Here is a 23,550-nt window from a genome sequence, read left to right as displayed (position 1 = left end):
CGCGGGGGGGGGGGCGCGCGGGGGGGGGGGGGCGGGGCGCGGCTCCGCGGGGCCGGGGGCCCCCCCGCCCCCCCCCCCCCCCCCCCCCCCCGCCGTTCCCCGACTCCGGCCGCCCAGATCAATCACCCAGTTCGTCGAGCGACGCGACGAAGCGGATATCGCGGCCCCGGTTCGCCTCGCGCACCCAGTCGCGGAAGGCGTCGCTCGCGGCGACGTGGGCGGTGATGTCGCCGAGGACGACGAGGCGGCGGCGGTAGTTGACGAACTTCTGCGCGATCTCGCCGGCGACACCGGTCGAAAGGCGGAAGAAGTCAGGATCGAGACGCTCCACGGGTACGACGACGGTGTCCGCTCCCCCGGCGCCGAACGTCGTGGCGATGAGGTCCATCGCGTCCTGCCCGCTCCGGAGGCGGGGTCCGACCGCGTCGAGGGAGAGGATCGTGGCCATGGGACCACGCTAGGGCTTGCCAGACGCTGTTACGCGAAGATGCGGCGCATGTACTCGGCGCTCTCGTGGAAGCCGAGCCGGTCGTAGAAGCCGCCCGCGCGCCGGCTGGCGACGGTGAGCTGTGTGACGCCGCGGCGCTCGCACTCCTCCTCGACGGCGCGCACAAGGGCGGTGCCGAGATCGCGGCCGCGGGCCTGCTGGTCGACGACGATCTCCTGCAGCTGCGCGGAGGGACCGTTGGTGGAGAGCAGTGGCACGACCGTCATGAGGGCGTACCCGAGCAGTCCTTCCGGCTCCTCGGCGACGAACAGCACGACCGTCGGCTGCTCCCCCGCGAGGTAGGACGCGAGGGTGGCGTCGAACGCCGCGCGCTCCGGGGCGAAAGCGTGCCCGAGCTGCTGGACCAGAGCGAAGACGCCGTCCTCGTCGCCGGCCTGTGCGAGCCGGATCATCAGCGCGCGAAGTTGTTGCGGTAGTACTCGTAGTTCCAGCCGACGATCGCGATCAGCGCAATCGGGCCGCCGAAGAACGAGATCCACGGTCCGATGGCGAGTCCGAGGAATACCAGCATGATCCCGACGGCCAGGGCGAAGGGCCACCAACTCCAGGGGCTGAACTGGCCCATCTCCGGGTCGCCGTCGTCGACGTTCGCATCGGCCCGGTCCTGCGGGAGCTCCCCGCCCTGCGACGCGTGCGTGCGGCCGACGTAGAAGGCGACGAAGAACGCCAGGATGCCGCTCAACGCCATCGCGACGGTCCCGACCCACTCCACCCGGCCGGTGTCGATGAGCGACCAGACGATGTAGACCAGGTCGGCGAGCCAGAAGAACGCGCCGAGGATCCAGAAGAGGTTCGAGTTGGTACGCATGCGCTACTTGACCTCGCCCTTCGCGACGTCGACGACCGGAGCCTCGGGCGCGTCGGCCGGGCCGGGGCCGATGCCCACGGGCACGCCCGCCTCGGGGTGGTGGAGGTCGAACGCCGGCGACTCGGAACGGATCCGCGGGATCGAGGAGAAGTTGTGCCGTGGCGGCGGGCACGAGGTGGCCCACTCGAGCGAGCGCGCGTTGCCCCACGGGTCGTCCACGGTCACCTTCGGCGCCCGGCGGGCGGTGATCCACACGTTGAGGAGGAACGGCAGGATCGAGACGCCCAGGATGACGGCACCGATGGTCGACAGCTGGTTCATCCAGGTGAACCCGTCGGACGGCAGGTAGTTCGCGTAACGACGCGGCATCCCGATGACGCCCAGCCAGTGCTGGATGAGGAACGTCGTGTGGAATCCGATGAACAGCAGCCAGAAGTGGATCTTGCCGAGCCGCTCGTCGAGCATCTTTCCCGTCCACTTGGGCCACCAGAAGTAGAAGCCCGAGAACATCGCGAACACGACCGTGCCGAACACGACGTAGTGGAAGTGCGCAACGACGAAGTACGAGTCCGAGAGCGCGAAGTCGAGCGGCGGCGACGCGAGGATGACGCCCGTGAGACCACCGAAGGTGAACGTCACGAGGAAGCCGATCGCCCAGATCATCGGGGTCTCGAACGTGACCGAGCCGCGCCACATCGTGCCGATCCAGTTGAAGATCTTCACCCCGGTCGGCACCGCGATGAGCATCGTCATCAGGGAGAAGAACGGCAGCAGCACGGAGCCGGTGACGTACATGTGGTGCGCCCACACCGTGACCGAGAGGGCCGCGATCGCGATCGTCGCGTAGATCAGGGTCTTGTAGCCGAAGATCGGCTTGCGGCTGAAGACCGGGAAGACCTCGCTGACGATGCCGAAGAACGGCAGCGCGATGATGTAGACCTCGGGGTGCCCGAAGAACCAGAACAGGTGCTGCCAGAGGATCGCTCCCCCGTTGGCCGGGTCGAGCAGGTGGGCGTCGAAGACACGATCGGCGCCGAGCGCGAACAGCGCGGCCGCGAGCACCGGGAACGCGATGAGCACGAGGATCGACGTGATCAGGATGTTCCAGGTGAAGATCGGCATCCGGAACATGGTCATGCCGGGCGCGCGCATCGTGATGATCGTCGTGATGAAGTTGACGCCGCCGAGGATGGTGCCGAATCCGCTCATCGCGAGGCCGAACACCCACAGGTTGCCGCCGAGCCCCGGCGTGAACGTCGTGTCGCTGAGCGGCGTATAGGCGGTCCAGCCGAAGGCCGCCGCGCCCTGCGGGGTGAAGAAGCCGCCGACCGCGACGAGCGAGCCGAAGAAGTAGAGCCAGTACGCGAGCGCGTTGAGCCGCGGGAACGCGACGTCGGGCGCGCCGATCTGCAGCGGCATGGCGACGTTGGCGAAGCCGGCGAACAGCGGCGTCGCGAACATCAGCAGCATGATCGTGCCGTGCATCGTGAAGAGCTGGTTGTACTGCTCGTTCGACTGCAGCACGTCGAGCCCGGGCGTGAACAGCTCCGCGCGGATCACGAGGGCCAGGACGCCGCCGACGCAGAAGTAGAGGAACGAGGTGATCAGATAGAGGTACCCGATCGTCTTGTGGTCCGTCGTGGTGATCCACTTGACGAACACGTTGCCCTTGCGCTCGACCCGCGATCCCGCCGCCGTGCCGGTGGTGCTGTTCGGCGTGAACTTCGCCGTTCCGGTTGCCGTGGTCATCAGTTTCCTTCGGTGGAGGCGCGGCCCGTGGTGCCGGGAAGGTTGGTGTCGGTGTTGTAGCCGGGGCCGAGTCGACCGGTCTGACCGGCATCGCGCAGCTTCTGCATCTGCGCGTCGAAGTCGGACTGGCTGACCACCTTCACCTGGAAGAGCATGTCGGCGTGGTACTCGCCGCAGAGCTCCGCGCACTTGCCCTGGTAGGTGCCGGTCTTAGTGGGGATGAAGTACATGTGATTGGTCTGACCGGGGATCAGATCCTTCTTGTACAGGAAGTCGATCACCCAGAACGAGTGCGCCACGTCGCGCGACTGCTCGTCGATCTGGATCTTCTTGTTGACCGGCAGGTACAGGGTCGGGAGCTTCGACTGGTCGACGGAGCCGTCCTTGTTGAGCCGGTCGGTGACCTGCACGCCCGGCGAGTAGACGTTCTCGTCGAGGTAGTTGAAGTCCCACGACCAGCGCTTGCCGAAGACCTCGATCTTCTGATCGGGGTTGCCCGGGTTCGCCTCGATCGTCGACTGGTCGCGCGCGGTGAAGGCGAAGAAGCCGATGACCAGGATGAGCGGCACGATCGTGTAGAAGATCTCGATCGGCAGGTTGTAGCGCAGCTGCACCGGGAGGCCGGTCTGCCCCTTGCGGCGGCGGTAGACGACGGCGGCCCAGATGATGAGGCCCCAGGTGATGATGCCGACGCCGAGCAGCACGATCCACGAGTTGACCCAGAGGCTGGTCATCAACTCGGTGTGGTTGGTGACGCCCGGGCCGCCGGGCAGGAAGCCCGCTTGCTGCTGCTGCGTGCAGCCCGCGAGGGCGATGGCTCCGGCCCCGAGCAGGGGCACGACAGCCCACCGGGCAAGGCGCGAACGCCGGATCGGACGACGGCGACTGGTGCGCACTCGGGACCTCTCGGACGGCGGGGTGATACGTCGGCCAGTCTATAACGCAGCGGGGCCCCGACCTTCCCGGTCGGGGCCCCGTGTCAGTGCGCCGTGGCGCACCGGTCAACTCAGTGGAACGAGTCGCCGCAGGCGCAACTGCCGGTCGCGTTGGGGTTGTCGATCGTGAAGCCCTGCTTCTGGATGCTGTCCTCGAAGTCGATCGAGGCGCCGTCGAGGTACGGGGCGCTCATCGGGTCGACGACCACCTCGACGCCGTCGAAGTCACGGGTCGCGTCGCCGTCGAGGAGGCGCTCGTCGAAGTAGAGCTGGTAGATGAGGCCCGAGCAGCCGCCGGGCTGGACGGCGACGCGCAGACGCAGGTCGTCGCGGCCCTCCTGCTCGAGGAGGCGGCGCACCTTGTCGGCGGCGCCGTCGGTGAGCGCGACACCGTGGGTCGGCTCCGTCGTCGACGAGCTCAGGGCGGTCTCGGGGCTCAGTGCGGTGTCGGTCATGACTCGATGGTACGCGCGTCGAGCTTCGCGAGCATGAAGGCCTCGGCCAGGATCGCGCGCTTGAGGCTCGGCAGGTGCACCGACTCGTTGGGGCTGTGGGCGCGGCTGTCGGGATCCTCGACTCCCGTGATCAGGATCTGCGCGTCGGGGAAGTGCCGGACGAGGTCGGCGGTGAAGGGGATCGAGCCGCCCGATCCCATGAGCACCGGCTCGACGCCGTCCCACGCCTCGCGGAGCGCCGCCTGCTCGGCCTCGACCGCCCAGCCGTCGACCGGGGCGAGGAAGGCCTGCCCGAGGTCGATGTCGGGGTCGAAGTCGAGCTTCGCGCCGAACGGCGCGTTCGCGACGAGGTGCTCGCGCAGGATCCGCTCGAACTCGTGGGCGTCCTGCCCGGGAGCGACGCGCGCGGCGATGCGCACCCGGACGCTCGGGATGAGCGTGTTCGAGGCGTTCAGCACGCTGGGCGCGTCGATGCCGGTCACCGTGATCGAGGGCTGGAACCACTCGCGACTGAGGATCTCGCCCCGCCCGATCGGCGACGTGTGGTCCGGCAGGCCCGACTCCTCGCGGAGCTTCGCCTCGTCGTAGTCGGGCGTGGGCGCGTCGTGGCTGCGGAGGCCCTCCACCGCGACGGAGCCGTCCTCGTCCCAGAGCGTCGCGAGGAGCTTCGTGGCGGCGAGCATCGCGTCGGGGATCGCCCCGCCGAACATGCCCGAGTGCACGGCGTGGCCGAGCGTCGTGATGCGGAGGTTGAAGGCCACCATCCCGCGGAGCGCGACGTTGATGGCGGGGGTGTCGATGTCCCAGTTGCCGCCGTCGGCGACGACGATCACGTCGGCCGCGATCCGGTCGTGGAAGCGCTCGAGGAAGGTCGGGAGGGAGCGGGAGCCGAACTCCTCCTCCCCCTCGGCGTAGAGGACGATGCCGACCTGCGGGTCGATGCCGGCGGCGACGAGCGCGCGGATCGCGGCGATGTGCGCGGTGACGCCGGCCTTGTCGTCGGCGGCACCGCGGCCCGCGATGCGGTCCTCGCCCTTCAGGGTCGGCTCGTAGGGCTTCGTCTCCCAGTCGGCGTCGTCGCCGGGGGGCTGCACGTCGTGGTGCGCGTAGAGGAGGACCGTGGGCCGGCCGCCGCGGGCGGCGCGGGTGGCGAGCACGGCGGGCTGGCCGTCCTCGTCCTTGCCGGGGATCCGTGTGCGCACGATCTCGACCGACTCGAAGACCCCGGTGTCGCGGGCGAGCTCCGCCACCGCCTCGGCGCTGCGCTGCACGTGCGAGTGGTCGAAGCCGTCCCAGGAGACGGAGGGGATGCGCACGAGTCGCGTGAGGTCGGCGACGGCGGCCGGGAATCCGGCCTCCACCGCCTCGCGCAGCTCGGCCGATCGGGTGGTGTCGTCGGTCATGCGGGTATCCTAGGTTCCTCAGAATCAGAGGACTTCCCGTGGCCAAGACCCCGACGACACCCCCGCAGAGCGACGACACCGAGGTCGCCGCCGGCAAGGGGCGTGCGACCCCCACCCGCAAGGAGCGCGAGGCGGCGAACAAGCGACCGCTCGTGCCGACCGACCGCAAACAGGCCTCCAAGCTCTCGAAGGAGCAGCTGGCCGCGCAGCGCGACCGCGCCCGCGTCGGCATGGCCGCCGGCGAGGAGCGCTACCTGCCCCTGCGCGACAAGGGCCCGCAGAAGCGCTACACCCGCGACTTCGTGGACGCGCGCTGGAACGTGGGCGAGGTCCTGCTGCCGCTGCTCGTCCTCGTGATCCTCAGCTACTTCTTCCAGGGCTCGCTCGCCTGGATCGCCGAGGCGGCGCTCATCGGCGTGTGGATCGTCATCGCGATCGTCGCGGTCGACGGGATCGTCATGACGTTCCAACTGCGCAAGCGGCTCGTCGCGAAGTTCGGCTCGATGGAGCGCGGGGTGCGCTGGTACGCGTTCATGCGCGCGATCCAGCTCCGTCCGATGCGGATGCCGAAGGTGCAGGTCAAGCGCGGGCAGTACCCGAGCTGAGACCGCGGTTGATCGCACGGGCCCAGAACGGGCCCTCGTAGAGGAACGCCGTGTAGCCCTGCACGAGCGTCGCCCCCGCGTCGAGCCGCTCGCGCACGTCGGCCGCGGTCTCCACTCCCCCGACGGAGATGATGCAGAGCTGCGCCGGGACCGCGGCGCGCAGCAGGCGCAGCAGCTCGAGCGACCGGGCGGCGACGGGCGGACCGGAGAGGCCCCCGGCTCCGGCACGGTCGACGACCTCCGGATCCGTGACGAGACCCTCGCGCGACAGTGTCGTGTTGGTCGCCACGATCCCGGCGAGCCCGAGGCGCACCACGAGGGCGGCGATCCGCTCGGCCTGCTCGTCGCTGACGTCGGGCGCGATCTTGACGAGCACCGGCACTCTCCCGGCCTCGGCCTGGACCGCCTCGAGGAGCGGCGCGAGCCGGTCCAGCTCCTGCAGCCCGCGCAGCCCGGGCGTGTTCGGCGAGCTGACGTTGACGACGAGGTAGTCGGCGTGCGGCGCCAGGAGCCGCGTGCTCGCCCGATAGTCGTCGATCGCGTCGTCGACCTCGACGACGCGGCTCTTACCGATGTTGACGCCGATGATCGGGCGGCGGCGGCGTCCGCGCTCCCGCGCGACGCGGGGGGCGACCTCCTCGGCGCCGTCGTTGTTGAAGCCCATCCGGTTGATGAGCGCCCGATCCGGGATCAGGCGGAAGAGCCGAGGGCGCGGGTTGCCGGGCTGTGGTCGCGCGGTCACGGTGCCGATCTCGACGTGGCCGAAGCCGAGGACGCCGAGCCCGCGGATCGCGCGCGCCTCCTTGTCGAACCCGGCCGCGACGCCGAAGGGCGACGCGAACTCGAGGCCGAGCGCGCGGACGGCGAGCGACGGGGCGGGCCGCGTCATCGCCCGGAGAACGGGAGCGAGGATCGGCAGGATCCGGATGACGAGGTATCCGAGGCGGTGGGCGTCCTCCGCGTCGAGATGCGCGAGGACGAGCCGGAACAGGACGCGGTACATGCCGCGCCCAGCGTAGCGGGCGGTGCGACCTACTCGGCCTCGGTCGCGGCCGGCGACGCGACCCCGTGCTCCGAGCGCAGCACCGTGATCGCCGATTCGAAGTCGTCGAGCGACTCGAACGCCTGGTAGACGCTCGCGAACCGCAGGTACGCCACCTCGTCGAGCTCGCGCAGCGGCGGCAGGATCGCGAGCCCGATGTCGTTGGCGTCGATCTGCGAGACGCCCGTGGAGCGGATCGCCTCCTCCACCTTCTGCGCGAGGAGCGCCAGGTCGGCGTCGCTCACCGGTCGCCCCTGGCAGGCCTTGCGGACGCCGGAGACGATCTTCTCCCGGCTGAACGGCTCCACGATGCCGCTCCGCTTGATGACCGTGAGGCTCGCTGTCTCGGTGGTCGAGAAACGGCGGCCGCACTCCGGGCACTGGCGGCGGCGGCGGATGGCGAGGCCGTCGTCCGAGGTCCGCGAGTCGATCACGCGGCTGTCGGGGTAGCGGCAGAAGGGGCAGAACATGGCGCGACCAGGATAATTCGCGGATCAGCCGTTGGCTGGGAAGCGGGCGTCGACCGCGTCGCCGTGGGCCGGCAGCTGCTCGGCGTTGCTCAGGGCGCGCACGTGGGCCCGGACCGCCGCGAGGCCGGCGCGGTCGTACCGCACCACCTGCTGCGGGCGGAGGAACGTGGAGGCGGAGAGCCCGGAGGAGAAACGCGACTGCCCCGCGGTGGGGAGCACGTGGTTCGACCCGGCGAGGTAGTCGCCGAGGCTGACGGGCGCGTTCGCGCCGAGGAAGACGGCCCCGGCGTTGCTCACGAGCGCGAGCGTCGCCTCCGGGTCGGCGGTCTGGATCTCGAGGTGCTCCGGCCCGTAGGCGTCGCTGAACGCGGCGGCGGTGGCGATGTCGTCGACGAGCACGATCGCCGACTGCCGCCCGTCGAGGGCGGTCGTGGCGCGTGCGCGGTGCTGCGTGGCGGCGAGACGGCGGTCGAGCTCCGCGACGACGGCGCGGGCGAGGTCGGGCGCGTCGGTCACGAGGACAGCGGCGGCGATCTCGTCGTGCTCCGCCTGGCTGATGAGGTCGGCGGCGACGAGTCGCGCATCGGCGCTCCCGTCGGCAATGACGAGGATCTCGGTGGGGCCCGCCTCCGCGTCGATGCCGACCACCCCGCGGACCAGGCGCTTGGCGGCGGCCACGAAGATGTTGCCGGGCCCGGTCACGAGGTCCACGGGCTCGAGGTCGATCCCGGGGACGCCGTAGGCGAAGGCGCCGATCGCACCGGCGCCGCCCATCGCGTACACCTCGTCGACGCCGAGCAGGGCGGCGGCGGCGAGGATCGCGGGGTTCGGCAGCCCGCCGCTGTCGGCCTGTGCGGGCGAGGCGAGGGCGATCCCGCGGACACCGGCGATCTGGGCGGGGACGACGTTCATGACGACGCTCGACGGGTAGACCGCCTTGCCGCCCGGCACGTAGAGGCCGACGCGGTTCATCGGCTGCCAGCGCTGCACGACCTCGGCGCCGTCGCCGAGGGTGGTGGTGCGGTCGGGCGGCACCTGTGCGGCGCTCGCCTCGCGGACCCGTCGGATCGACTCCTCGAGCGCCGTACGGACGGCCGGATCGAGGGTCTCGAGCGCGGCGGCGATCGCGTCGGGAGCGACGCGGACCGACGTCGGGCGCACCCGGTCGAAGCGCTCCGACTGCTCCAGGAGGGCGTCCTCCCCGCGCTCCCGGACCGCCGCGATCAGCTCTGCGGCCGCCTCCGACGCCACGGCGACGTCGACCTGCGCGCGCGGCACGAGATGCGCGAACTCCGATCGGGTCGGCCGGGTGCCGCGGAGGTCGAGCGTCTGGATCACGCGCTCCAGGCTATCGGCGGTCGGCGGAGCGGCGCCGCGCGCGCGAGGATGGAGGCATGCAGGACCAGGAGGCCTTCCGTCTCGCCTTCCGTCGTCTCGCGGCCGGCGTCTCCGTCGTCACCGCGCTCACCCCGGACGGCGAGCCCGTGGGATTCACCGCGACGTCGCTCGCATCGCTCGCGGCCGTTCCGCCGATGGCGACCTTCAACATGGCGCGGTCGTCGAGCTCGTGGCGCGCGGTCGAGCAGACCGAGCACGTCCTCGTACACATCCTCGGCGCCCGCAATCGGGCGGCCGCCCATCAGATGTCGCTCGACGCCCAGCTGCGCTTCCGCGGCGACCACTGGGTGCCGGGGCCGCTCGGACTCCCCCAGCTGCGCGACGTACCGGCCTGGATGCTCGGCCGCATCGTCGGCCGCTACCCGGTCGAGGACAGCGCGCTGGTCGTCGTGCGCATCGAAGACGGCGGCTTCGGCGAGCCGGACGAGCCGCTCCTCTACCACCAGCGGCAGTACTGGCGGCCCGGCCCGGCGATCGAGTAGCCGAGCGGGGCTCAGACCACGCAGTTCGGGCCGAGCAGGCGCTTCAGCTCGCCGTAGAGGTCGGCGGTCACCGAGACCGGGAACGGGATCTCGAACATCCGCGCCGTCTCGCCGCGCACGAGCCGCAGCCGCACCTCGTTGTCGCCGGAATGCCGGATCAGCACGTCGTTGAGCGCCGAGACGACGTCGGTCGTGGCCTTCAGCTCCGGCACCGAGATGACGAGCGGCCCCGACCCCAGCGACTGCCCGGTGTCGGGCACGAAGAGGCTCTGCGCGTGCAGGTTGAACCCGTCGTCGCGCGAGCTGACACGCCCCTTGATGACGACGATCGCGTCGGCGGCGAGCGACGGCGCGAACTCCTGATAGGTCTTGCCCAGGAACATGACGGAGACCTCGCCGCTGAAGTCCTCGAGCTCGACGATGCCGTACGGGTTGCCCGACTGACGGGCGGTGCGGTGCTGCACGCTCGTCAGGAGGCCCGCCACCGTGACGACGTCGCCGTCCTGCGGCTCCGACTCGATGAGCTCGCCGATCGAGATGCTGGCGTGCTTCGCGAGCGTCATCTCGAGCCCGGCGAGCGGGTGGTCGCTCACGTAGAGCCCGAGCATGTCGCGCTCGAACGCCAGCTTCTCCCGCTTGCCCCATTCGGGCCGCTCCGGCACCTTGTCGACGGCGTGCTCGGGCTCGTCCCACAGCGAGTCGAAGTCGAATCCGACCTGCCCGTTGGCCTCGGCCCGCTTGTCGCTGACCGCGCTCTCGATCGCGCCCTCGTGGATCTCGATGAGCGCCCGGCGGGTGTCGCCGAGCGAGTCGAAGGCGCCTGCCTTGATGAGCGACTCGATGGTGCGCTTGTTGAGCGCCCCGAGCGGCACCTTGCGGAGGAAGTCGTGGAAGCTCGTGAACGCCCCCTTCTCCTCGCGCGCGGCCGTGATGAGGTCGACGACACCGAAGCCGACGTTGCGCACGGCGCCCATGCCGAAGCGGATGTCGGATCCCACCGCCGAGAAGTAGCCGATCGACTCGTTGACGTCGGGCGAGAGCACCTTGATGCCCATCCTGCGGCACTCGTTGAGGTACATGGCGAGCTTGTCGCGCGCGTCGCCGACGCTCGTGAGGAGGGCCGCCATGTACTCGGCCGGGTAGTGCGCCTTGAGGTAGGCGGTCCAGTAGCTGAGCACGCCGTACGCGGCCGAGTGCGCCTTGTTGAAGGCGTAGTCGGAGAACGGCAGCAGGATCTCCCACAGGGTCTTGATCGCCGTGTCGCTGTAGCCGTTGGCCTTCATGCCGGCCTCGAAGCCCTCGTACTGCTTGTCGAGCTCCGACTTCTTCTTCTTGCCCATCGCGCGGCGCAGGATGTCGGCCTGTCCGAGCGAGAAGCCGGCGACGCGCTGGGCGATCGCCATGACCTGCTCCTGGTAGATGATCAGGCCGTAGCTCGTGTCGAGGATGTCGGCGAGCGACTCCTGGAACTCCGGGTGGATCGGCGTGATCTCCTGCTGCCCGTTCTTGCGCAGCGCGTAGTTGATGTGCGAGTTCGCGCCCATGGGCCCCGGGCGGTACAGCGCGATGAGGGCGGAGATGTCCTCGAAGTTGTCGGGCTTCATGAGCCGCAGCAGCGACCGCATGGCGCCGCCGTCGAGCTGGAACACCCCGAGCGTGTCGCCGCGCGACAGCAGCGCGTAGGCCTCGGGATCGTCGAGGGCCAGGTCCTCCAGCACCGGCCGGAATCCCCGGTTGGCCTGGATGTTGTCGAGCGCGTCGTCGATGATCGTGAGGTTCCGCAGCCCGAGGAAGTCCATCTTGATGAGGCCGAGGGCCTCCGCCGCGGGGTAGTCGAACTGCGTGACGATCTGGCCGTCCTGCTCCCGCTTCATGATCGGGATGATGTCGATGAGCGGCTCGCTCGACATGATGACCCCGGCGGCGTGCACGCCCCACTGGCGCTTCAGCCCCTCCAGGCCGCGGGCGGCGTCGAAGACGGTCTTGGCCTCGGGGTCGGACTCGAGGATCGCGCGGAGGTCGCCCGCCTCCTTGTAGCGGTCGTGGGTCGGGTCGACGACACCGGCGAGCGGGATGTCCTTGCCCATGATGGGCGGGGGCATCGCCTTGGTGAGCTTCTCCCCCATGCCGAACGGGAACCCGAGGACGCGGCCGGCGTCCTTGAGCGCCTGCTTCGCCTTGATCGTGCCGTAGGTGACGATCTGCGCGACGCGCTCCTCGCCGTACTTCTCGGTCACGTACTTGATGACCTCGCCGCGGCGGCGCTCGTCGAAGTCCACGTCGAAGTCGGGCATCGAGACGCGGTCGGGGTTGAGGAACCGCTCGAAGATCAGGCCGTGCTGGAGCGGGTCGAGGTCGGTGATCCTCATCGCGTAGGCGGCCATCGACCCGGCGCCGGAGCCGCGGCCCGGACCGACCCGGATGCCGTGGTCCTTCGACCAGTTGATGAAGTCGGCGACGACGAGGAAGTAGCCGGGGAACCCCATCTTGGTGATGACGTCGATCTCGTACTCGGCCTGTGTCCGGACCTCGGCCGGGATCCCGTCCGGGTAGCGCACGTGGAGGCCCTTCTCGACCTCCTGGACGAACCAGCTCTCCTCGGTTTCGTTCTCGGGGACCGGGAAGCGCGGCATGTAGTTCGCGCTGGTGTTGAACTCGACCTCGCACCGCTCGGCGATCGCGACGGTGTTGTCGCACGCCTCCGGGTGGTCGCGGAAGATCTGCCGCATCTCCTGCGGCGACTTGATGTAGTAGCCGGAGCCGTCGAGCTTGAAGCGGTTGGGATCCGCCATGGTCGAGCCCGACTGCACGCACAGGAGCATCTCGTGCGCGGCCGCATCGGCGGCCTTCGTGTAGTGGGAGTCGTTGGTCGCGACGAGCGGTAGCTTCAGCTGCTGCGAGATGCGGATGAGGTCGTCGGCGACCCGCTTCTCGAGGCCCAGGCCGTGGTCCATGATCTCGACGAAGAAGTTGCCCTCGCCGAAGATGTCGCGGTAGTCGGCCGCGGCCTGCAGCGCGAGGTCGAACTGGCCGAGCCGGAGGCGGGTCTGGACCTCGCCCGACGGGCAGCCGGTCGTCGCGATGAGACCCTTCGCGTAGGTCTGAAGGAGCTCGCGGTCCATGCGGGCCTTGAAGTACTGCCCCTCGATCGACGCGAGCGACGAGAGCCGGAACAGGTTGTGCATGCCCTCGGTCGTCTCGGCCCACATCGTCATGTGGGTGTACGCGCCGCCGCCGGAGACGTCGTCCTCGCCGCCGTTGCCCCACTTCACGCGCACCTTGTCGCGACGCGACGCCGTGCCCGGGGCCAGGTACGCCTCCGTGCCGATGATCGGCTTGAGGCCGGCGTTGCGGGCCTGGTTCCAGAAGTCGAACGCGCCGAAGTTGTTGCCGTGGTCGGTGATCGCGACCGCGCTCATCCCGAGCTCGTTCACGGCTCCCATGAGGTCGCCGACACGGGCCGCGCCGTCCAGCATCGAGTACTCGGTGTGCACGTGCAGGTGCACGAAGTCCTCGGATCGGGTCGCCACCACCCGAGACTAATCCGCGCGGAGGACGTCGAGGGCGTGTCGCAGGTCGTCCGGATAGCGTGTCTCGAATTCGACCGGCTCCCCCGTCGCGGGGTGCCGGAATCCGAGCCGGACGGCGTGCAGCCACTGCCGCTCGAGGCCGACGCGTGCGGCCAGCGTCGGGTCGGCCCCGTAGAGCAGGTCACCGACGCAGGGGTGCCGCTGTGCCGCCATGTGGACCCGGATCTGGTGGGTGCGCCCGGTCTCCAGGTGGATCTCGAGGAGGGTCGCCGAGCGCATCGCCTCGAGCGTCTCGTAGTGCGTCACGCTCGGCTTGCCGTCGGCCGTGACCGCGAACTTCCAGCTCGCGGAGGGGTGGCGCCCGATGGGCGCGTCGATCGTGCCGCTGAAGGGATCGGGGTGACCCTGGACGACCGCGTGGTAGATCTTGTCGACCGTCCGGTCGTGGAAGGCGCGCTTCAGCTCCGTGTAGGCGCGCTCGCTCTTGGCGACGACCATAAGACCGCTCGTGCCGACGTCGAGCCGGTGCACGATCCCGGCGCGCTCCGCGGCCCCCGAGGTGCTGATGCGGAAGCCGGCGGCGGCCAGCGCGCCGAGCACCGTCGGCCCGTCCCAACCCACCGCGGGGTGCGCGGCGACGCCGACCGGCTTGTCGATCACGACGATGTCGTCGTCGTCGTGGACGACCGTGAAGTCGGGGACGAGCTGCGGCACCACGGCGGGTTCCTCCCGCGGGGTCCACTCCACCTCGAGCCAGCCGTCGTGCAGCCGATCGGACTTGCCGAGCGGGCGTCCGTCGAGGGTCGCTCCCCCGGCGTCGATCACCTGCACCGCGAAGCTGCGCGAGAAGCCGAGGATGCGGGAGAGCGCGGCGTCGGCGCGCTCCCCGAACAGACCGTCGGGGACGGGCAGGCTGCGGCGCTCCACGTCAGCCCCGCGGGCCGCCGGGGCCGTCCTGCGTCGGCTCGTCCTCGGCAGCCGCCGCCGGGACGGGCTTGCGGATGACCGCCTTCGACCCGTCGAGGCCGGTGCCGCGGAGCGACAGCAGGATGAACAGCGCCATCGAGAAGGTGATCGCCATGTCGGCGACGTTGAAGATCGCGGGGAACAGGCCGATCGAGATGAAGTCGACGACGTGGCCGACGCCGAATCCCGGCGGCCGGAAGAGCCGGTCGGTGAGGTTGCCGAGCGCGCCACCGAGCACGAGCCCGAACATCGTCGCCCAGGCGAGCGACCGGATCCGGCGCGCGAACCAGATGATCGCGACGATCACCCCCGCGGCGACGATCGAGAACGCCCAGGTGTATCCGTTGGCGAAGGAGAACGCGGCGCCCGAGTTCGTGACGTAGTGGAGCTGGAGTACAGGGCCGAGGAGCGGGATCTTCTGCTCCTCCTGCATCCCCGCGACGACGAGCGTCTTCGTCAGCTGGTCGAGGCCGTAGACGACCGCGCCGACCACGGCGAGCAGGAGCAGCGCCCGGACGCTGACGCGGCGCCGCGCACCCTCCGACGGGGTGCGGACCGGCGCCGCATCGTCGTCCGGCTCAGTTGCCGGCAAAACCCTGGAACTCGGACGGCTGACCGTACGCGCCGAATCCGCCGGACGGCTGGGCGCCCGGGAACGCCGGAGCGCTCTGCTGCGACGTCCCGCTCTGCTGTCCGGAGTCACCGGACTGACCGTCCGAGCCCGCCTGCTGGGCCGACGGACCAGCCTGCTCGGCGGCCGGCGGCGCGCCGACCTGGACCGGCTGCGACGTCTGCTGGCCGCCGGGCACGGGGCTCGACTCGGGCGCGCCGGCGGGCAGCTCGGGCGTGCGGTCGAGGTCGCGCAGCTGACCCTCGATGTAGCTGCGGAGCTTCTGGCGGTACTCGCGCTCGAAGGTGCGGAGCTGATCGACCTGCTGCTCGAGACCCGCCTTCTCCTGCTGCAGCGCGTCGCGCTGCTGCTCGAGCGCGGCCTTCTGCTGCTCGATGTCGCCGAGAGCCGCGCGGGCGCCCTCCTGAGCCTCGGACACGACGCGGGCGGCGGTGGCGTGCCCCTCCGCGATGAGCGCGTCGCGCTTCTCCATGCCCTCGCGCACGTGCTCCTCGTGGAGGCGGCGGGCGAGCTGGAGCAGGTTGTTGGTGTTGCCGGGGTCCATCGCGTCGGCGCTGACGGCCGGGGCGGCGGGAGCCGGGGCCGGCACAGGCGCGAAGGCGGGTTCCGGAGCCGGCACGACGGCCGGCGCGGGAGCTGCGGCGGGAGCGGACGCGGCGGATGCCGGACCGGATTGCGCCTGACGCTGCAGCTCCTGGATCCGCTGCTCGCCCTGCACGAGGCGCTGGCGCAGCTCCTCGTTCTCCTGGTTCAGACGACGCAGTTCCACGACGACCTCGTCGAGGAAGTCGTCGACCTCATCCTGGTCGTAGCCCTCGCGGAATTTGGTCGGATTGAACCTCTTGTTGACCACGTCCTCCGGCGTCAACGCCATGTTCTGCACCTTCCGATTCCGTCGATCCGGGACGCCTCCCGGAATGTCACGCTGCGATAACGCTAGCAAGATTTCCATCGCACCCCGAGGGTGGATGCCCCAGCGTAACCCACCCCGTCGGGGCGCCGGGTGAGCCCGATCGAGCGGCGCCGGAGCGCGCTCGAGCGCCCTACGCGAAGAACGCCGCGTCGACGTCCGACTCCGCCTCGGCCTGCTCGCCGCTCGTCGCGACGTGCTCGGGCGAGAGCAGGAACACCTTGGCGGTGACGCGCTCGATCTTGCCGTAGAGCCCCTGCGACAGACCGCTCGCGAAGTCGATCAGGCGACGTGCGTCGGGCTCGCTCATCTGGCTCAGGTTGATGATGACCGGCACGCCCTCGCGGAACGTCTCGGCGATCAGCTGGGCGTCCTTGTACTGGCGCGGGTGCACGGTGAGGATCTCGCTCATCGCAGGCTGGTGGTGCCGGCTCTGCACGGGGCGGCGCAGCGGCGTCACGGGGGCGCGGGTCGGCGCGGGCGCGGCGCTCGCGACCGGAGCAACGGGTGCGACCGGGGCCTCGTCCTCGTAGTCCTCGTCGGCCAGGCCGAGGTACACCATCGTCTTGCGCAGCGGATTCGCCATCTCGTCCTCCCGATGAGCTCGCGTTCGGTCCGACCTTAACCAGCGCTTGAACGTTTTCCGGTGATTGCGGTCCCGATGCGAAGGTGTGTCGCGCCCTCGAGCACGGCCTCCCGGAAGTCCCCCGACATCCCGGCGGAGATCGCGACCGCGTCGGGCGCGATCCCCCGGATGCGCTCGGAGACCGCTCGCACGCGGGCGAAGGCGGCGCGGGCGTCGGCCCCGAGCGGGGCGACGGCCATGACGCCGCGGAGCACGAGGGTCGGCAGACCGAGGACGTGCTCGGCGAGGGCCTCGGCCCGGTCCGGGTCGACGCCGCCGCGCCCGGGGTCGCCGGTGAGGTCGAGCTCCAGGAAGACGTCGAGCGGCGGGCGGTCCTCGCCCGCCCGATCGAGCGCAGCGGCGAGCTCCGGGCGGTCGACGGAGTGCACCGAGGCGGCGTACGCGCGGACCGCGCGCGCCTTGTTGCGCTGGAGCTGCCCCACGAAGTGCCAGCGCAGATCGAGGTCGGCGAGCTCCGCCGCCTTGGCCGCCGCCTCCTGGTGCCGGCTCTCCCCCATGTCGCGCACGCCGAGCGTCGCGAGTTCGCGCACGAGCGAGATCGGCTGGAACTTGGTGACGACGATGCGGGTCAGCTCCGCGGGATCGCGTCCGGCCTCGCGCGCCGCGTCGGCGACGGCCGCGTCGACCGCCGCCAACCGGCCGGCGAGCCCGCTCACCACTACTTCAGGAAGTCGGGGATGTCGAGGTCGTCGTCGTCGTCGAAGTCGCGGTCCGCGGGGGCGACGGGCGCCTCGGGCTCGACGCCCCACCCGGACGACGGAGACGGCATCGGCTGAGTCTCCTGCAGGTGCGACCCCGAGCCCGCCGCGACCCCCGCCGCCGCGACGCCGGCTCCGGCCGCCGGCACCCCCGCATCGACGAAGTTGCTGCGTCGCTCGGCCACCGGCTTCGGCTGCGGCTCGCCGCCGTCGAAGCCGGCCGCGATCACGGTGACGCGCACCTCGTCGCCCAGGGTGTCGTCGATGACGGCGCCGAAGATGATGTTGGCCTCCGGGTGCACCGCCTCCTGCACGAGCCGGGCCGCGTCGTTGATCTCGAAGATGCCGAGGTTGGATCCGCCCTGGATGGAGAGCAGCACGCCGTGGGCGCCGTCGATCGACGCCTCGAGCAGCGGGCTCGCGACCGCCAGCTCCGCGGCCTTGATCGCGCGATCGGCCCCCCTGCTGGCGCCGATGCCCATGAGCGCGGAACCCGCGCCCTGCATGACGCTCTTCACGTCGGCGAAGTCGAGGTTGATGAGACCCGGGGTCGTGATGAGGTCGGTGATGCCCTGCACACCGGCGAGGAGCACCTGGTCGGCCGTCGTGAACGCCTCGAGCATCGAGATGCCCCGGTCGCTGATCTCGAGCAGCCGGTCGTTCGGCACGACGATGAGGGTGTCGACCTCGTTCTTGAGCGCGGCGACCCCGGTCTCCGCCTGCGCCTGGCGGCGCTTGCCCTCGAACGAGAAGGGCTTCGTGACGACACCGATCGTGAGCGCGCCGATCGACTTCGCGATGCGGGCCACCACCGGCGCGCCGCCCGTGCCCGTGCCGCCGCCTTCGCCGGCGGTGACGAAGACCATGTCGGCGCCGGTGAGCGCCTCCTCGATCTCCTCCGCGTGATCCTCCGCCGCGCGCCGCCCGACCTCGGGGTCGGCGCCGGCGCCGAGACCGCGGGTCAGCTCGCGGCCGACGTCGAGCTTGACGTCCGCGTCGCTCATGAGCAGTGCCTGGGCGTCGGTGTTGATCGCGATGAACTCGACGCCGCGCAGGCCGAGCTCGATCATGCGGTTCACGGCGTTCACACCGCCGCCGCCGATGCCGACGACCTTGATCACCGCGAGATAGTTCTGGTTCGTGGTCACGTCCCGGCCTTCCGTGTTACGTCGTAGCCGGGGTTCAACCTTCAAGTTCTACTTGAACTCGAGTGATGTTCCGGTTACGCTGGTCTGCCCTCACGGTACGGACCGCCCCCGCCAGGCCCGGGAGGCAGGGCGCGTGTCGCGGCGATTGCCGTGCGATCAGCGCTGCACGCCGCCCTGATCGGTGCCGCCGTCGGCAGGCGGAGCGGGCGTGGCGCTCGTGTTCGGGGACGGGATCGCGGTCCCGCCGTCGCCCGCGGGGGCCTCCGCGCCGCCGACGCTCCCCGCATCGGCCGGGTTGAAGACCGCGAACTGCGGCGCGGAGACGGTGTAGGTGCCGGTCCCGCTCTGACCGTGCAGGGCGACGAGCCGCCCGAGGACCTGGGCCTTGAGGCTCGACTGATCCGCGCTTCCCCAGATGACCCGCTGCCCGGAGCCGCGGAGCGTCAGCGTGACGTCGTCGTGGGTCAGCGCCGCGATCGTGTCGACCTGGGCGAGCAGATCGGTGGGCAGCGCCAGCAGCACCTGCGCCATCGAGGCGAACCCCGGTCCGTCGAGGGGGGCGGAGCCGAGCTCGATCAGCGGGACGCCGTCCGGACGGGTCGCGGAGCGGGCCACGACGACGCCCGCGGGATCCACGAGCGCGAAATCGTCGGCGCCCTGGATGACGCCGACCGGCGTCCGTTCCGTGACGTGCACGACGAGGGTGCTCGGCGGCTGCAGTTCGGTGACGTAGCTGCGGATGAGGCGGTAGCGCCCCAGCTCGCTCTTGATCCGCGCATCGTCGAGCAGCGCGAGCGGCGTACCGAGGTTGGGCGCGAGCGCCTTCTCCAATGTCGCCGCACTCAGCCGGTTCGTGCCGTCGACGGTGATCGTCCGCAGGGCGAGGAGCGGCGAGTAGACGGCGCCGACGATCAGCAGGATGAAGACCACGACGAGTCCGATGCCCGCCAGCCAGCCGATGCGGCGGCGGCGCGAGCGGCGCGTGAAGCGGCGGACCTCCTGACGCTCCTCGCGACGGCGCGCCCGGGCGGCGGCGCGGATGTCGGCGCGCGGGGTGCGGTCTCCGGCGGGTCGTCGCAGCGGCGCAGGTCGCTCGCGCGGGGTCCGCTCGCGCGTCGTGCGCTCGCGCGGGGGTCGCGGACCGGCCGGCGCCTGCGGGCCGGGCGGGGTCGGCGGAGCGGAAGCGGCGGGCGGCCGTGCCGACTCGGTGCGCGGCGGCCGGGCGGACGCGCGGACCGCGCGTTCCGGCGCGGTCGGCGCGGGGCGCGCCGCCGCACCTCGCGCTTCGGGCCGCTTCACCCGTCGAGCATCTCCGACGGGACCCCGCGCCGCCGTCCCGACACGCGACTCCGGCGCTACTCCGCGGTCGGGTTCTTCTCGAGCGCGTCGAGCAGCTGCGGCACGAGCTGCGAGACGGTGCCGCAGCTGAGGGTCATGACGATGTCGCCCGGCCGGGCGACGCGCGCGACCTCGGCGGCGGCGTCCGGCCACTCGGGCAAGTACGCGACGCGCGACGGATCGTGGAAGGCGTCCGCCACGAGCGCACCTGTGACGCCCGGGATCGGATCCTCGCGGGCCCCGTCCACGGCCACGACGATCGTGTAGTCGGCCAGCCGCTCGTACACCTCGGCGAACTCGCCGGAACGGTCGCGGGTGCGCGAGTAGAGGTGCGGCTGGTGCACCGCGATGACCCGCCCCTCGCCGACCACCGAGCGGGCGCCGGCGACGGCGGCGGCCGCCTCCACCGGGTTGTGCGCGTAGTCGTCGTAGACGCGCACGCCGCCCGCCGCGCCCTTGAACTCGAACCGGCGCTTGGTGCCGCCGAAGGCGCGGAGGGCGGCGACGGCCGGCTCGATCGCGTAGCCGAGGCCCAGCAGCACGCCGAGCACGCCGGTCGCGTTGACGGCGTGGTGGCGCCCCGGCACGGCGATGCGGGCCTCGTGCACGGCGCCGTGCCAGTGCACCCGGAAGGCCACCTGCTCCCCCGCCTCGATGTCGGTCACCCGGAGGTCGACGCCCTCGGACTCCCCGAAGGTCAGCACCCGTCGGGACGGGTCGAGGCACTCGAGCACACGGCGCAGGTCGGCGCCGTCCGGGTTCGCGACGACGAGCTCGGACGCCCCGTTCGCGAAGGCGACGAACGCGTCCTCGAACGCGCTCTGCGTGCCGTACTGGTCGAGGTGGTCGGCGTCGACGTTCGTGATCAGCGCGATCGCGGTGTCGTAGAGCAGGAAGGAGCGATCGGATTCGTCCCCCTCGAGCACGAAGAGGTCGTCGGTTCCGGTCGCCGAGCTGACGCCGAGGTCGCTGATGACGCCGCCGTTCACGAACCCGGGATCGGCGCCCAGCTCGCGCAGTGCCGTCACGAGCATCCCGGTCGACGTGGTCTTGCCGTGGGCGCCCGCGACGACGACGGAGCGGTGCCCGCGCTGGATCCAGTGCAGCGCCTGCGAGCGGTGCAGCAGGGTGAGCCCGCGCTGCTTCGCCGCCAGGTACTCGGGGTTGTCGGGCCAGAGCGCGCTCGTATAGACGAGGGTGTCGCCGTCGCCGAGGCCCAGCCGCTCGATCGTGGCGGCGTCGTGGCCGACGTGGATCTCGGCACCGCGCTCGCGCAGCCGGTCGAGGTAGGCGCTCTCGGCGCGGTCCGAGCCGGAGACGCGCAGACCCGCATCGAGCATCATGTGCGCGATGCCGTTCATGCCCGACCCGCCGATACCGACGAAGTGCACCCGGCCGAGGTCGGCGGGCACGTCGATGCTGAAGTCCGGGCCGATCACCGGGACAGCCTATTCAGCGCGGACCGGCTCCGCTGCGCGTGACGCCAGCGCCTCGGCGACCAGGTCGGCCATCCGCTCGGCGCCGTCGCGCCGACCGATCGAGGCCATCGACGCGGCCATGTGGGCGAGGCCGGCTCGGTCGGCGAGGAGCGGCGGCAGCTCGGTGCGGACCCAGTCCTGGTCGAAGGCCGCATCGGCGACGACGATCGCACCGCCCGCCTCCACGGCGTCGCGGGCGTTGACCGCCTGCTCGCCGTTCCCGACGGCGTAGGGCACGAAGACGGCTGGGACCCCGAGCGCCTGGAGCTCCGCGACGGTGGAGGCGCCGGCGCGCGAGACGGCCAGGTCGGCGACGGCGAGGGCGAGCTCCATGCGGTCGCAGTACTCGAGGATCCGATAGCCGTCGAGGTGCGGATCGACGACCGGCGACCGCGACCCGGTGAGGTGCAGCACCTGCCACCCGCTCCCGAGGAGCGCCGCGACCTCCGCCGCGACGGCGTCGTTCAGCCGCTTGGCGCCGATCGATCCGCCGGTCACGAGGAGCACGGGTCGGCGATCGTCGAGGCCGAAGAGCGCCTGCGCCTCGGTGCGCGCCGCGGCGAGGTCGAGCCCGGCGATCTCGCGCCGGAGCGGCATGCCCACGACACGCGCGTGCGGCAGCCGGGTCGAGGCGAAGGTGACCCCGACGAAGGGCGTGAGCGCGGCCCCCATGCGGTTCGCGAAGCCCGGCTTGGCGTTCTGCTCGTGGATCGCGATCGGGATGCCCTCGGCGCGCGCGGCCCGGTAGGCCGGCGCCGAGGCGTAGCCGCCGAAGCCGACCACGACGTCCACCCGGTGCTCACGGAGCAGCTCGCGGGTGCGTGCCACGCTCGCCCGCCAGCGCCCGGGGAAGCGCAGCGCGTCGACGTTCGGACGCCGCGGGAAGGGGAGGCGCGGGATGGTCACAAGCTGGTAGCCCCGGGCCGGGACGAGGCGCGCCTCGATGCCCTCCGCGGTGCCCAGCACGAGCACCGTCGCATCCGGATCGCGGTCGCGCAGCGCGTCGGCGGTCGCCAGCAGCGGGTTCACGTGGCCGGCGGTGCCGCCGCCCGCGAGGAGGTACGTGGTCACCGGGGCAGGCTACCGGGCCGCGGGACGGCCGGATCGCGCCGGGCGGAGCGGGGCGACCGGCAGGGGCTCCGGTCGGTGCCGGGCGAATGACAGCGCGACGCCGATGGCCGCCATGGTCGACAGGAGCGACGACCCTCCGGCGGAGATCAGGGGCAGCGGGACGCCGAAGACGGGCAGGAGGCCGAGCACGACCGCGATGTTCACGAAGGCCTGACCGACGATCCAGAACGAGATCGCGCCGACGACGATCCGGGCGAAGGGGTCCGTGCTCATCCGGACGATGCGCACGAAGGCGATCGCCAACGCCACGAACAGCACCAGGACGAGGACCGCGCCGACGAGGCCGAGCTCCTCGCCGATGACGGCGAAGATGAAGTCGTTCGCCGCCTCCGGGAGCCAGTTCCACTTGGCCGTCGAGTTGCCCAGTCCGACCCCCACGATACCCCCGTGGGCGAGAGCCTGCCAGCCCCCGACGGTCTGATAGCAGTAGGTGAGGCTGAGCGCCTGGTCCTGGCATCCGCTCAACCAGGCGTGGATGCGGTCCGAGCGCGACGAGCCCACGTTGATGACGACGAAGCTCGCCACCGCGGCGAACGCGACCACGGCCCCGAGGTAGCGCAGGCGCACGCCGGCGTAGAAGAGGGCGGCCAGGACGACGCCGATCATGATCATCGCGGTGCCGAGGTCGCGCCCGAGGAGGACGAGACCGATCGCGATGCCCGCCACCGGCACGAGGGGGACGATCAGGCGGCGCCAGTCGTCGAGGCGCTCCGGGTGGGAGGCCAGGATCGACGCGATCCAGATCGCGAGCGCGAGCTTGATCAGCTCCGACGGCTGCGCCGTGAACGAGCCGAGGTGGATCCAGTTGCGGTTGCCGCCGACGTCGTACCCGAGCGGGGTGAACACGAGCAGCTGCAGGCCGGTCGCTCCGAGGATCGCGACCCACGCCCACCGACGCCAGAAGGCCGTCGGCATGCGGGCCGCGACGAGCATGAGCGGCAGCCCGATGAGCGCGTACAGGCCCTGGCGGGTGGCGGTGGCGAAGAAGTCCTTGTCATGCGTCGTGTACGAGTCGATCGACGACGAGGAGAGCACCATGACGAGACCGAACACCACGAGGAACAGGGTCGTGCCGAGCAGCATGAAGTACTCGGGGGTCTCGGCGGAGAACAGCCGCTGCACCGCGACGACCGCGGCCGGCGGCCGGGAATCCTGGTCGGGGCGCTGCTCCCGGGGGGAACGGCGCGGTGCCGTCGTGGTCATCGGCGCCTCCCCCTTC

General features: G+C 71.2%; 23 protein-coding genes. 2 read left to right on the top strand and 21 right to left on the bottom strand.

Translation table 11 applies throughout. The features are described 5' to 3' along the window. Positions 1-118 precede the first annotated feature (118 nt). From ACTHM3_RS10655 to ACTHM3_RS10625, 7 genes are all read right to left on the bottom strand, one after another. Positions 119-448 (bottom strand): DUF4180 domain-containing protein, encoded by a 330-nt coding sequence (locus tag ACTHM3_RS10655; protein ID WP_440406073.1) that lies wholly within the window; start codon positions 446-448, stop codon positions 119-121. Positions 449-477: 29 nt separating this feature from the next. Continuing rightward, positions 478-900 carry a GNAT family N-acetyltransferase gene (locus ACTHM3_RS10650; protein WP_440406072.1) on the bottom strand — a complete coding sequence of 141 codons (423 nt, stop codon included), beginning with the start codon at positions 898-900 and terminating at the stop codon, positions 478-480. Beyond that, positions 900-1,316 carry a cytochrome c oxidase subunit 4 gene (locus ACTHM3_RS10645; protein ID WP_440406071.1) on the bottom strand — a complete coding sequence of 139 codons (417 nt, stop codon included), beginning with the start codon at positions 1,314-1,316 and terminating at the stop codon, positions 900-902. The genes ACTHM3_RS10650 and ACTHM3_RS10645 overlap by 1 nt, the downstream gene beginning before the upstream one ends. Positions 1,317-1,319: 3 nt before the next feature. Then, positions 1,320-3,065 carry an aa3-type cytochrome oxidase subunit I gene (gene ctaD, locus ACTHM3_RS10640; RefSeq protein WP_440406070.1) on the bottom strand — a complete coding sequence of 582 codons (1,746 nt, stop codon included), beginning with the start codon at positions 3,063-3,065 and terminating at the stop codon, positions 1,320-1,322. Beyond that, positions 3,065-3,937: an aa3-type cytochrome oxidase subunit II gene (gene ctaC, locus ACTHM3_RS10635; protein WP_440406076.1), complete on the bottom strand. Its 873-nt coding sequence runs from the start codon at positions 3,935-3,937 to the stop codon at positions 3,065-3,067. The genes ctaD and ctaC overlap by 1 nt, the downstream gene beginning before the upstream one ends. A 134-nt stretch (positions 3,938-4,071) precedes the next feature. After that, positions 4,072-4,455 (bottom strand): iron-sulfur cluster insertion protein ErpA, encoded by a 384-nt coding sequence (erpA, locus tag ACTHM3_RS10630; RefSeq protein ID WP_440406069.1) that lies wholly within the window; start codon positions 4,453-4,455, stop codon positions 4,072-4,074. After that, on the bottom strand, positions 4,452-5,858 hold the full coding sequence (locus tag ACTHM3_RS10625) for a dipeptidase (protein ID WP_440406068.1): 1,407 nt from the start codon (positions 5,856-5,858) through the stop codon (positions 4,452-4,454). Before ACTHM3_RS10625 ends, erpA begins: the two co-directional genes overlap by 4 nt. 38 nt (positions 5,859-5,896) lie before the next feature. Here ACTHM3_RS10625 and ACTHM3_RS10620 point away from each other — a divergent pair, with 38 nt between their 5' ends. Continuing rightward, positions 5,897-6,463: a DUF3043 domain-containing protein gene (locus tag ACTHM3_RS10620; RefSeq protein ID WP_440406067.1), complete on the top strand. Its 567-nt coding sequence runs from the start codon at positions 5,897-5,899 to the stop codon at positions 6,461-6,463. Here ACTHM3_RS10620 and ACTHM3_RS10615 read toward each other — a convergent pair. Genes ACTHM3_RS10615 through hisD form a run of 3 tightly spaced genes read right to left on the bottom strand, consistent with a single transcriptional unit; the run spans position 6,438 to position 9,310 of the window. Beyond that, the gene (locus ACTHM3_RS10615; protein WP_440406066.1) at positions 6,438-7,466 is read right to left on the bottom strand and encodes a quinone-dependent dihydroorotate dehydrogenase; all 1,029 of its coding nucleotides are present in this window, start codon (positions 7,464-7,466) and stop codon (positions 6,438-6,440) included. The genes ACTHM3_RS10620 and ACTHM3_RS10615 overlap by 26 nt on opposite strands. Before the next feature lie 29 nt (positions 7,467-7,495). After that, the gene (gene nrdR, locus ACTHM3_RS10610) at positions 7,496-7,975 is read right to left on the bottom strand and encodes a transcriptional regulator NrdR (RefSeq protein ID WP_440406065.1); all 480 of its coding nucleotides are present in this window, start codon (positions 7,973-7,975) and stop codon (positions 7,496-7,498) included. A 24-nt stretch (positions 7,976-7,999) separates the two neighbouring features. Next, positions 8,000-9,310, bottom strand: a complete 1,311-nt coding sequence (hisD, locus tag ACTHM3_RS10605; protein WP_440406075.1) for a histidinol dehydrogenase — start codon at positions 9,308-9,310, stop codon at positions 8,000-8,002. Between the two features lie 59 nt (positions 9,311-9,369). Here hisD and ACTHM3_RS10600 point away from each other — a divergent pair, with 59 nt between their 5' ends. Continuing rightward, on the top strand, positions 9,370-9,855 hold the full coding sequence (locus ACTHM3_RS10600) for a flavin reductase family protein (protein ID WP_440406064.1): 486 nt from the start codon (positions 9,370-9,372) through the stop codon (positions 9,853-9,855). Positions 9,856-9,866: 11 nt separating this feature from the next. On the opposite strand, the gene dnaE is transcribed toward ACTHM3_RS10600, so the two are convergent. From dnaE to ftsW, 11 genes are all read right to left on the bottom strand, one after another. Further along, positions 9,867-13,331 (bottom strand): DNA polymerase III subunit alpha, encoded by a 3,465-nt coding sequence (gene dnaE, locus ACTHM3_RS10595; protein WP_440406074.1) that lies wholly within the window; start codon positions 13,329-13,331, stop codon positions 9,867-9,869. Positions 13,332-13,394: 63 nt separating this feature from the next. Further along, the gene (locus ACTHM3_RS10590; protein WP_440406063.1) at positions 13,395-14,312 is read right to left on the bottom strand and encodes an RluA family pseudouridine synthase; all 918 of its coding nucleotides are present in this window, start codon (positions 14,310-14,312) and stop codon (positions 13,395-13,397) included. A 1-nt stretch (position 14,313) separates the two neighbouring features. Continuing rightward, entirely contained in the window at positions 14,314-14,943 is a 630-nt protein-coding gene (gene lspA, locus ACTHM3_RS10585; protein WP_440406062.1) for a signal peptidase II, read from the bottom strand. Beyond that, positions 14,930-15,856, bottom strand: coding sequence for a DivIVA domain-containing protein (locus ACTHM3_RS10580; protein ID WP_440406061.1), 927 nt, complete (start codon positions 15,854-15,856; stop codon positions 14,930-14,932). Before ACTHM3_RS10580 ends, lspA begins: the two co-directional genes overlap by 14 nt. Before the next feature lie 169 nt (positions 15,857-16,025). Beyond that, entirely contained in the window at positions 16,026-16,478 is a 453-nt protein-coding gene (locus ACTHM3_RS10575; RefSeq protein WP_440406060.1) for a cell division protein SepF, read from the bottom strand. A gap of 35 nt (positions 16,479-16,513) precedes the next feature. Beyond that, positions 16,514-17,197: a YggS family pyridoxal phosphate-dependent enzyme gene (locus ACTHM3_RS10570; protein ID WP_440406059.1), complete on the bottom strand. Its 684-nt coding sequence runs from the start codon at positions 17,195-17,197 to the stop codon at positions 16,514-16,516. Beyond that, positions 17,197-18,384, bottom strand: coding sequence for a cell division protein FtsZ (gene ftsZ, locus ACTHM3_RS10565; RefSeq protein WP_440406058.1), 1,188 nt, complete (start codon positions 18,382-18,384; stop codon positions 17,197-17,199). The genes ACTHM3_RS10570 and ftsZ overlap by 1 nt, the downstream gene beginning before the upstream one ends. Positions 18,385-18,540: 156 nt before the next feature. Further along, entirely contained in the window at positions 18,541-19,683 is a 1,143-nt protein-coding gene (locus tag ACTHM3_RS10560; RefSeq protein ID WP_440406057.1) for an FtsQ-type POTRA domain-containing protein, read from the bottom strand. A gap of 56 nt (positions 19,684-19,739) precedes the next feature. Beyond that, the gene (gene murC / locus ACTHM3_RS10555) at positions 19,740-21,161 is read right to left on the bottom strand and encodes a UDP-N-acetylmuramate--L-alanine ligase (protein ID WP_440406056.1); all 1,422 of its coding nucleotides are present in this window, start codon (positions 21,159-21,161) and stop codon (positions 19,740-19,742) included. A gap of 9 nt (positions 21,162-21,170) precedes the next feature. Next, positions 21,171-22,271, bottom strand: a complete 1,101-nt coding sequence (locus ACTHM3_RS10550) for a UDP-N-acetylglucosamine--N-acetylmuramyl-(pentapeptide) pyrophosphoryl-undecaprenol N-acetylglucosamine transferase (protein WP_440406055.1) — start codon at positions 22,269-22,271, stop codon at positions 21,171-21,173. Positions 22,272-22,280: 9 nt separating this feature from the next. Then, entirely contained in the window at positions 22,281-23,534 is a 1,254-nt protein-coding gene (ftsW, locus tag ACTHM3_RS10545; protein ID WP_440406054.1) for a putative lipid II flippase FtsW, read from the bottom strand. Positions 23,535-23,550 lie beyond the last annotated feature (16 nt).

Source organism: Pseudolysinimonas sp. (genome assembly GCF_051954455.1).
Classification (GTDB): Bacteria; Actinomycetota; Actinomycetes; order Actinomycetales; family Microbacteriaceae; genus Pseudolysinimonas.
Note: the sequence above shows the minus strand (reverse complement) of the source record. Positions and strands in the feature narration are given on the sequence as shown.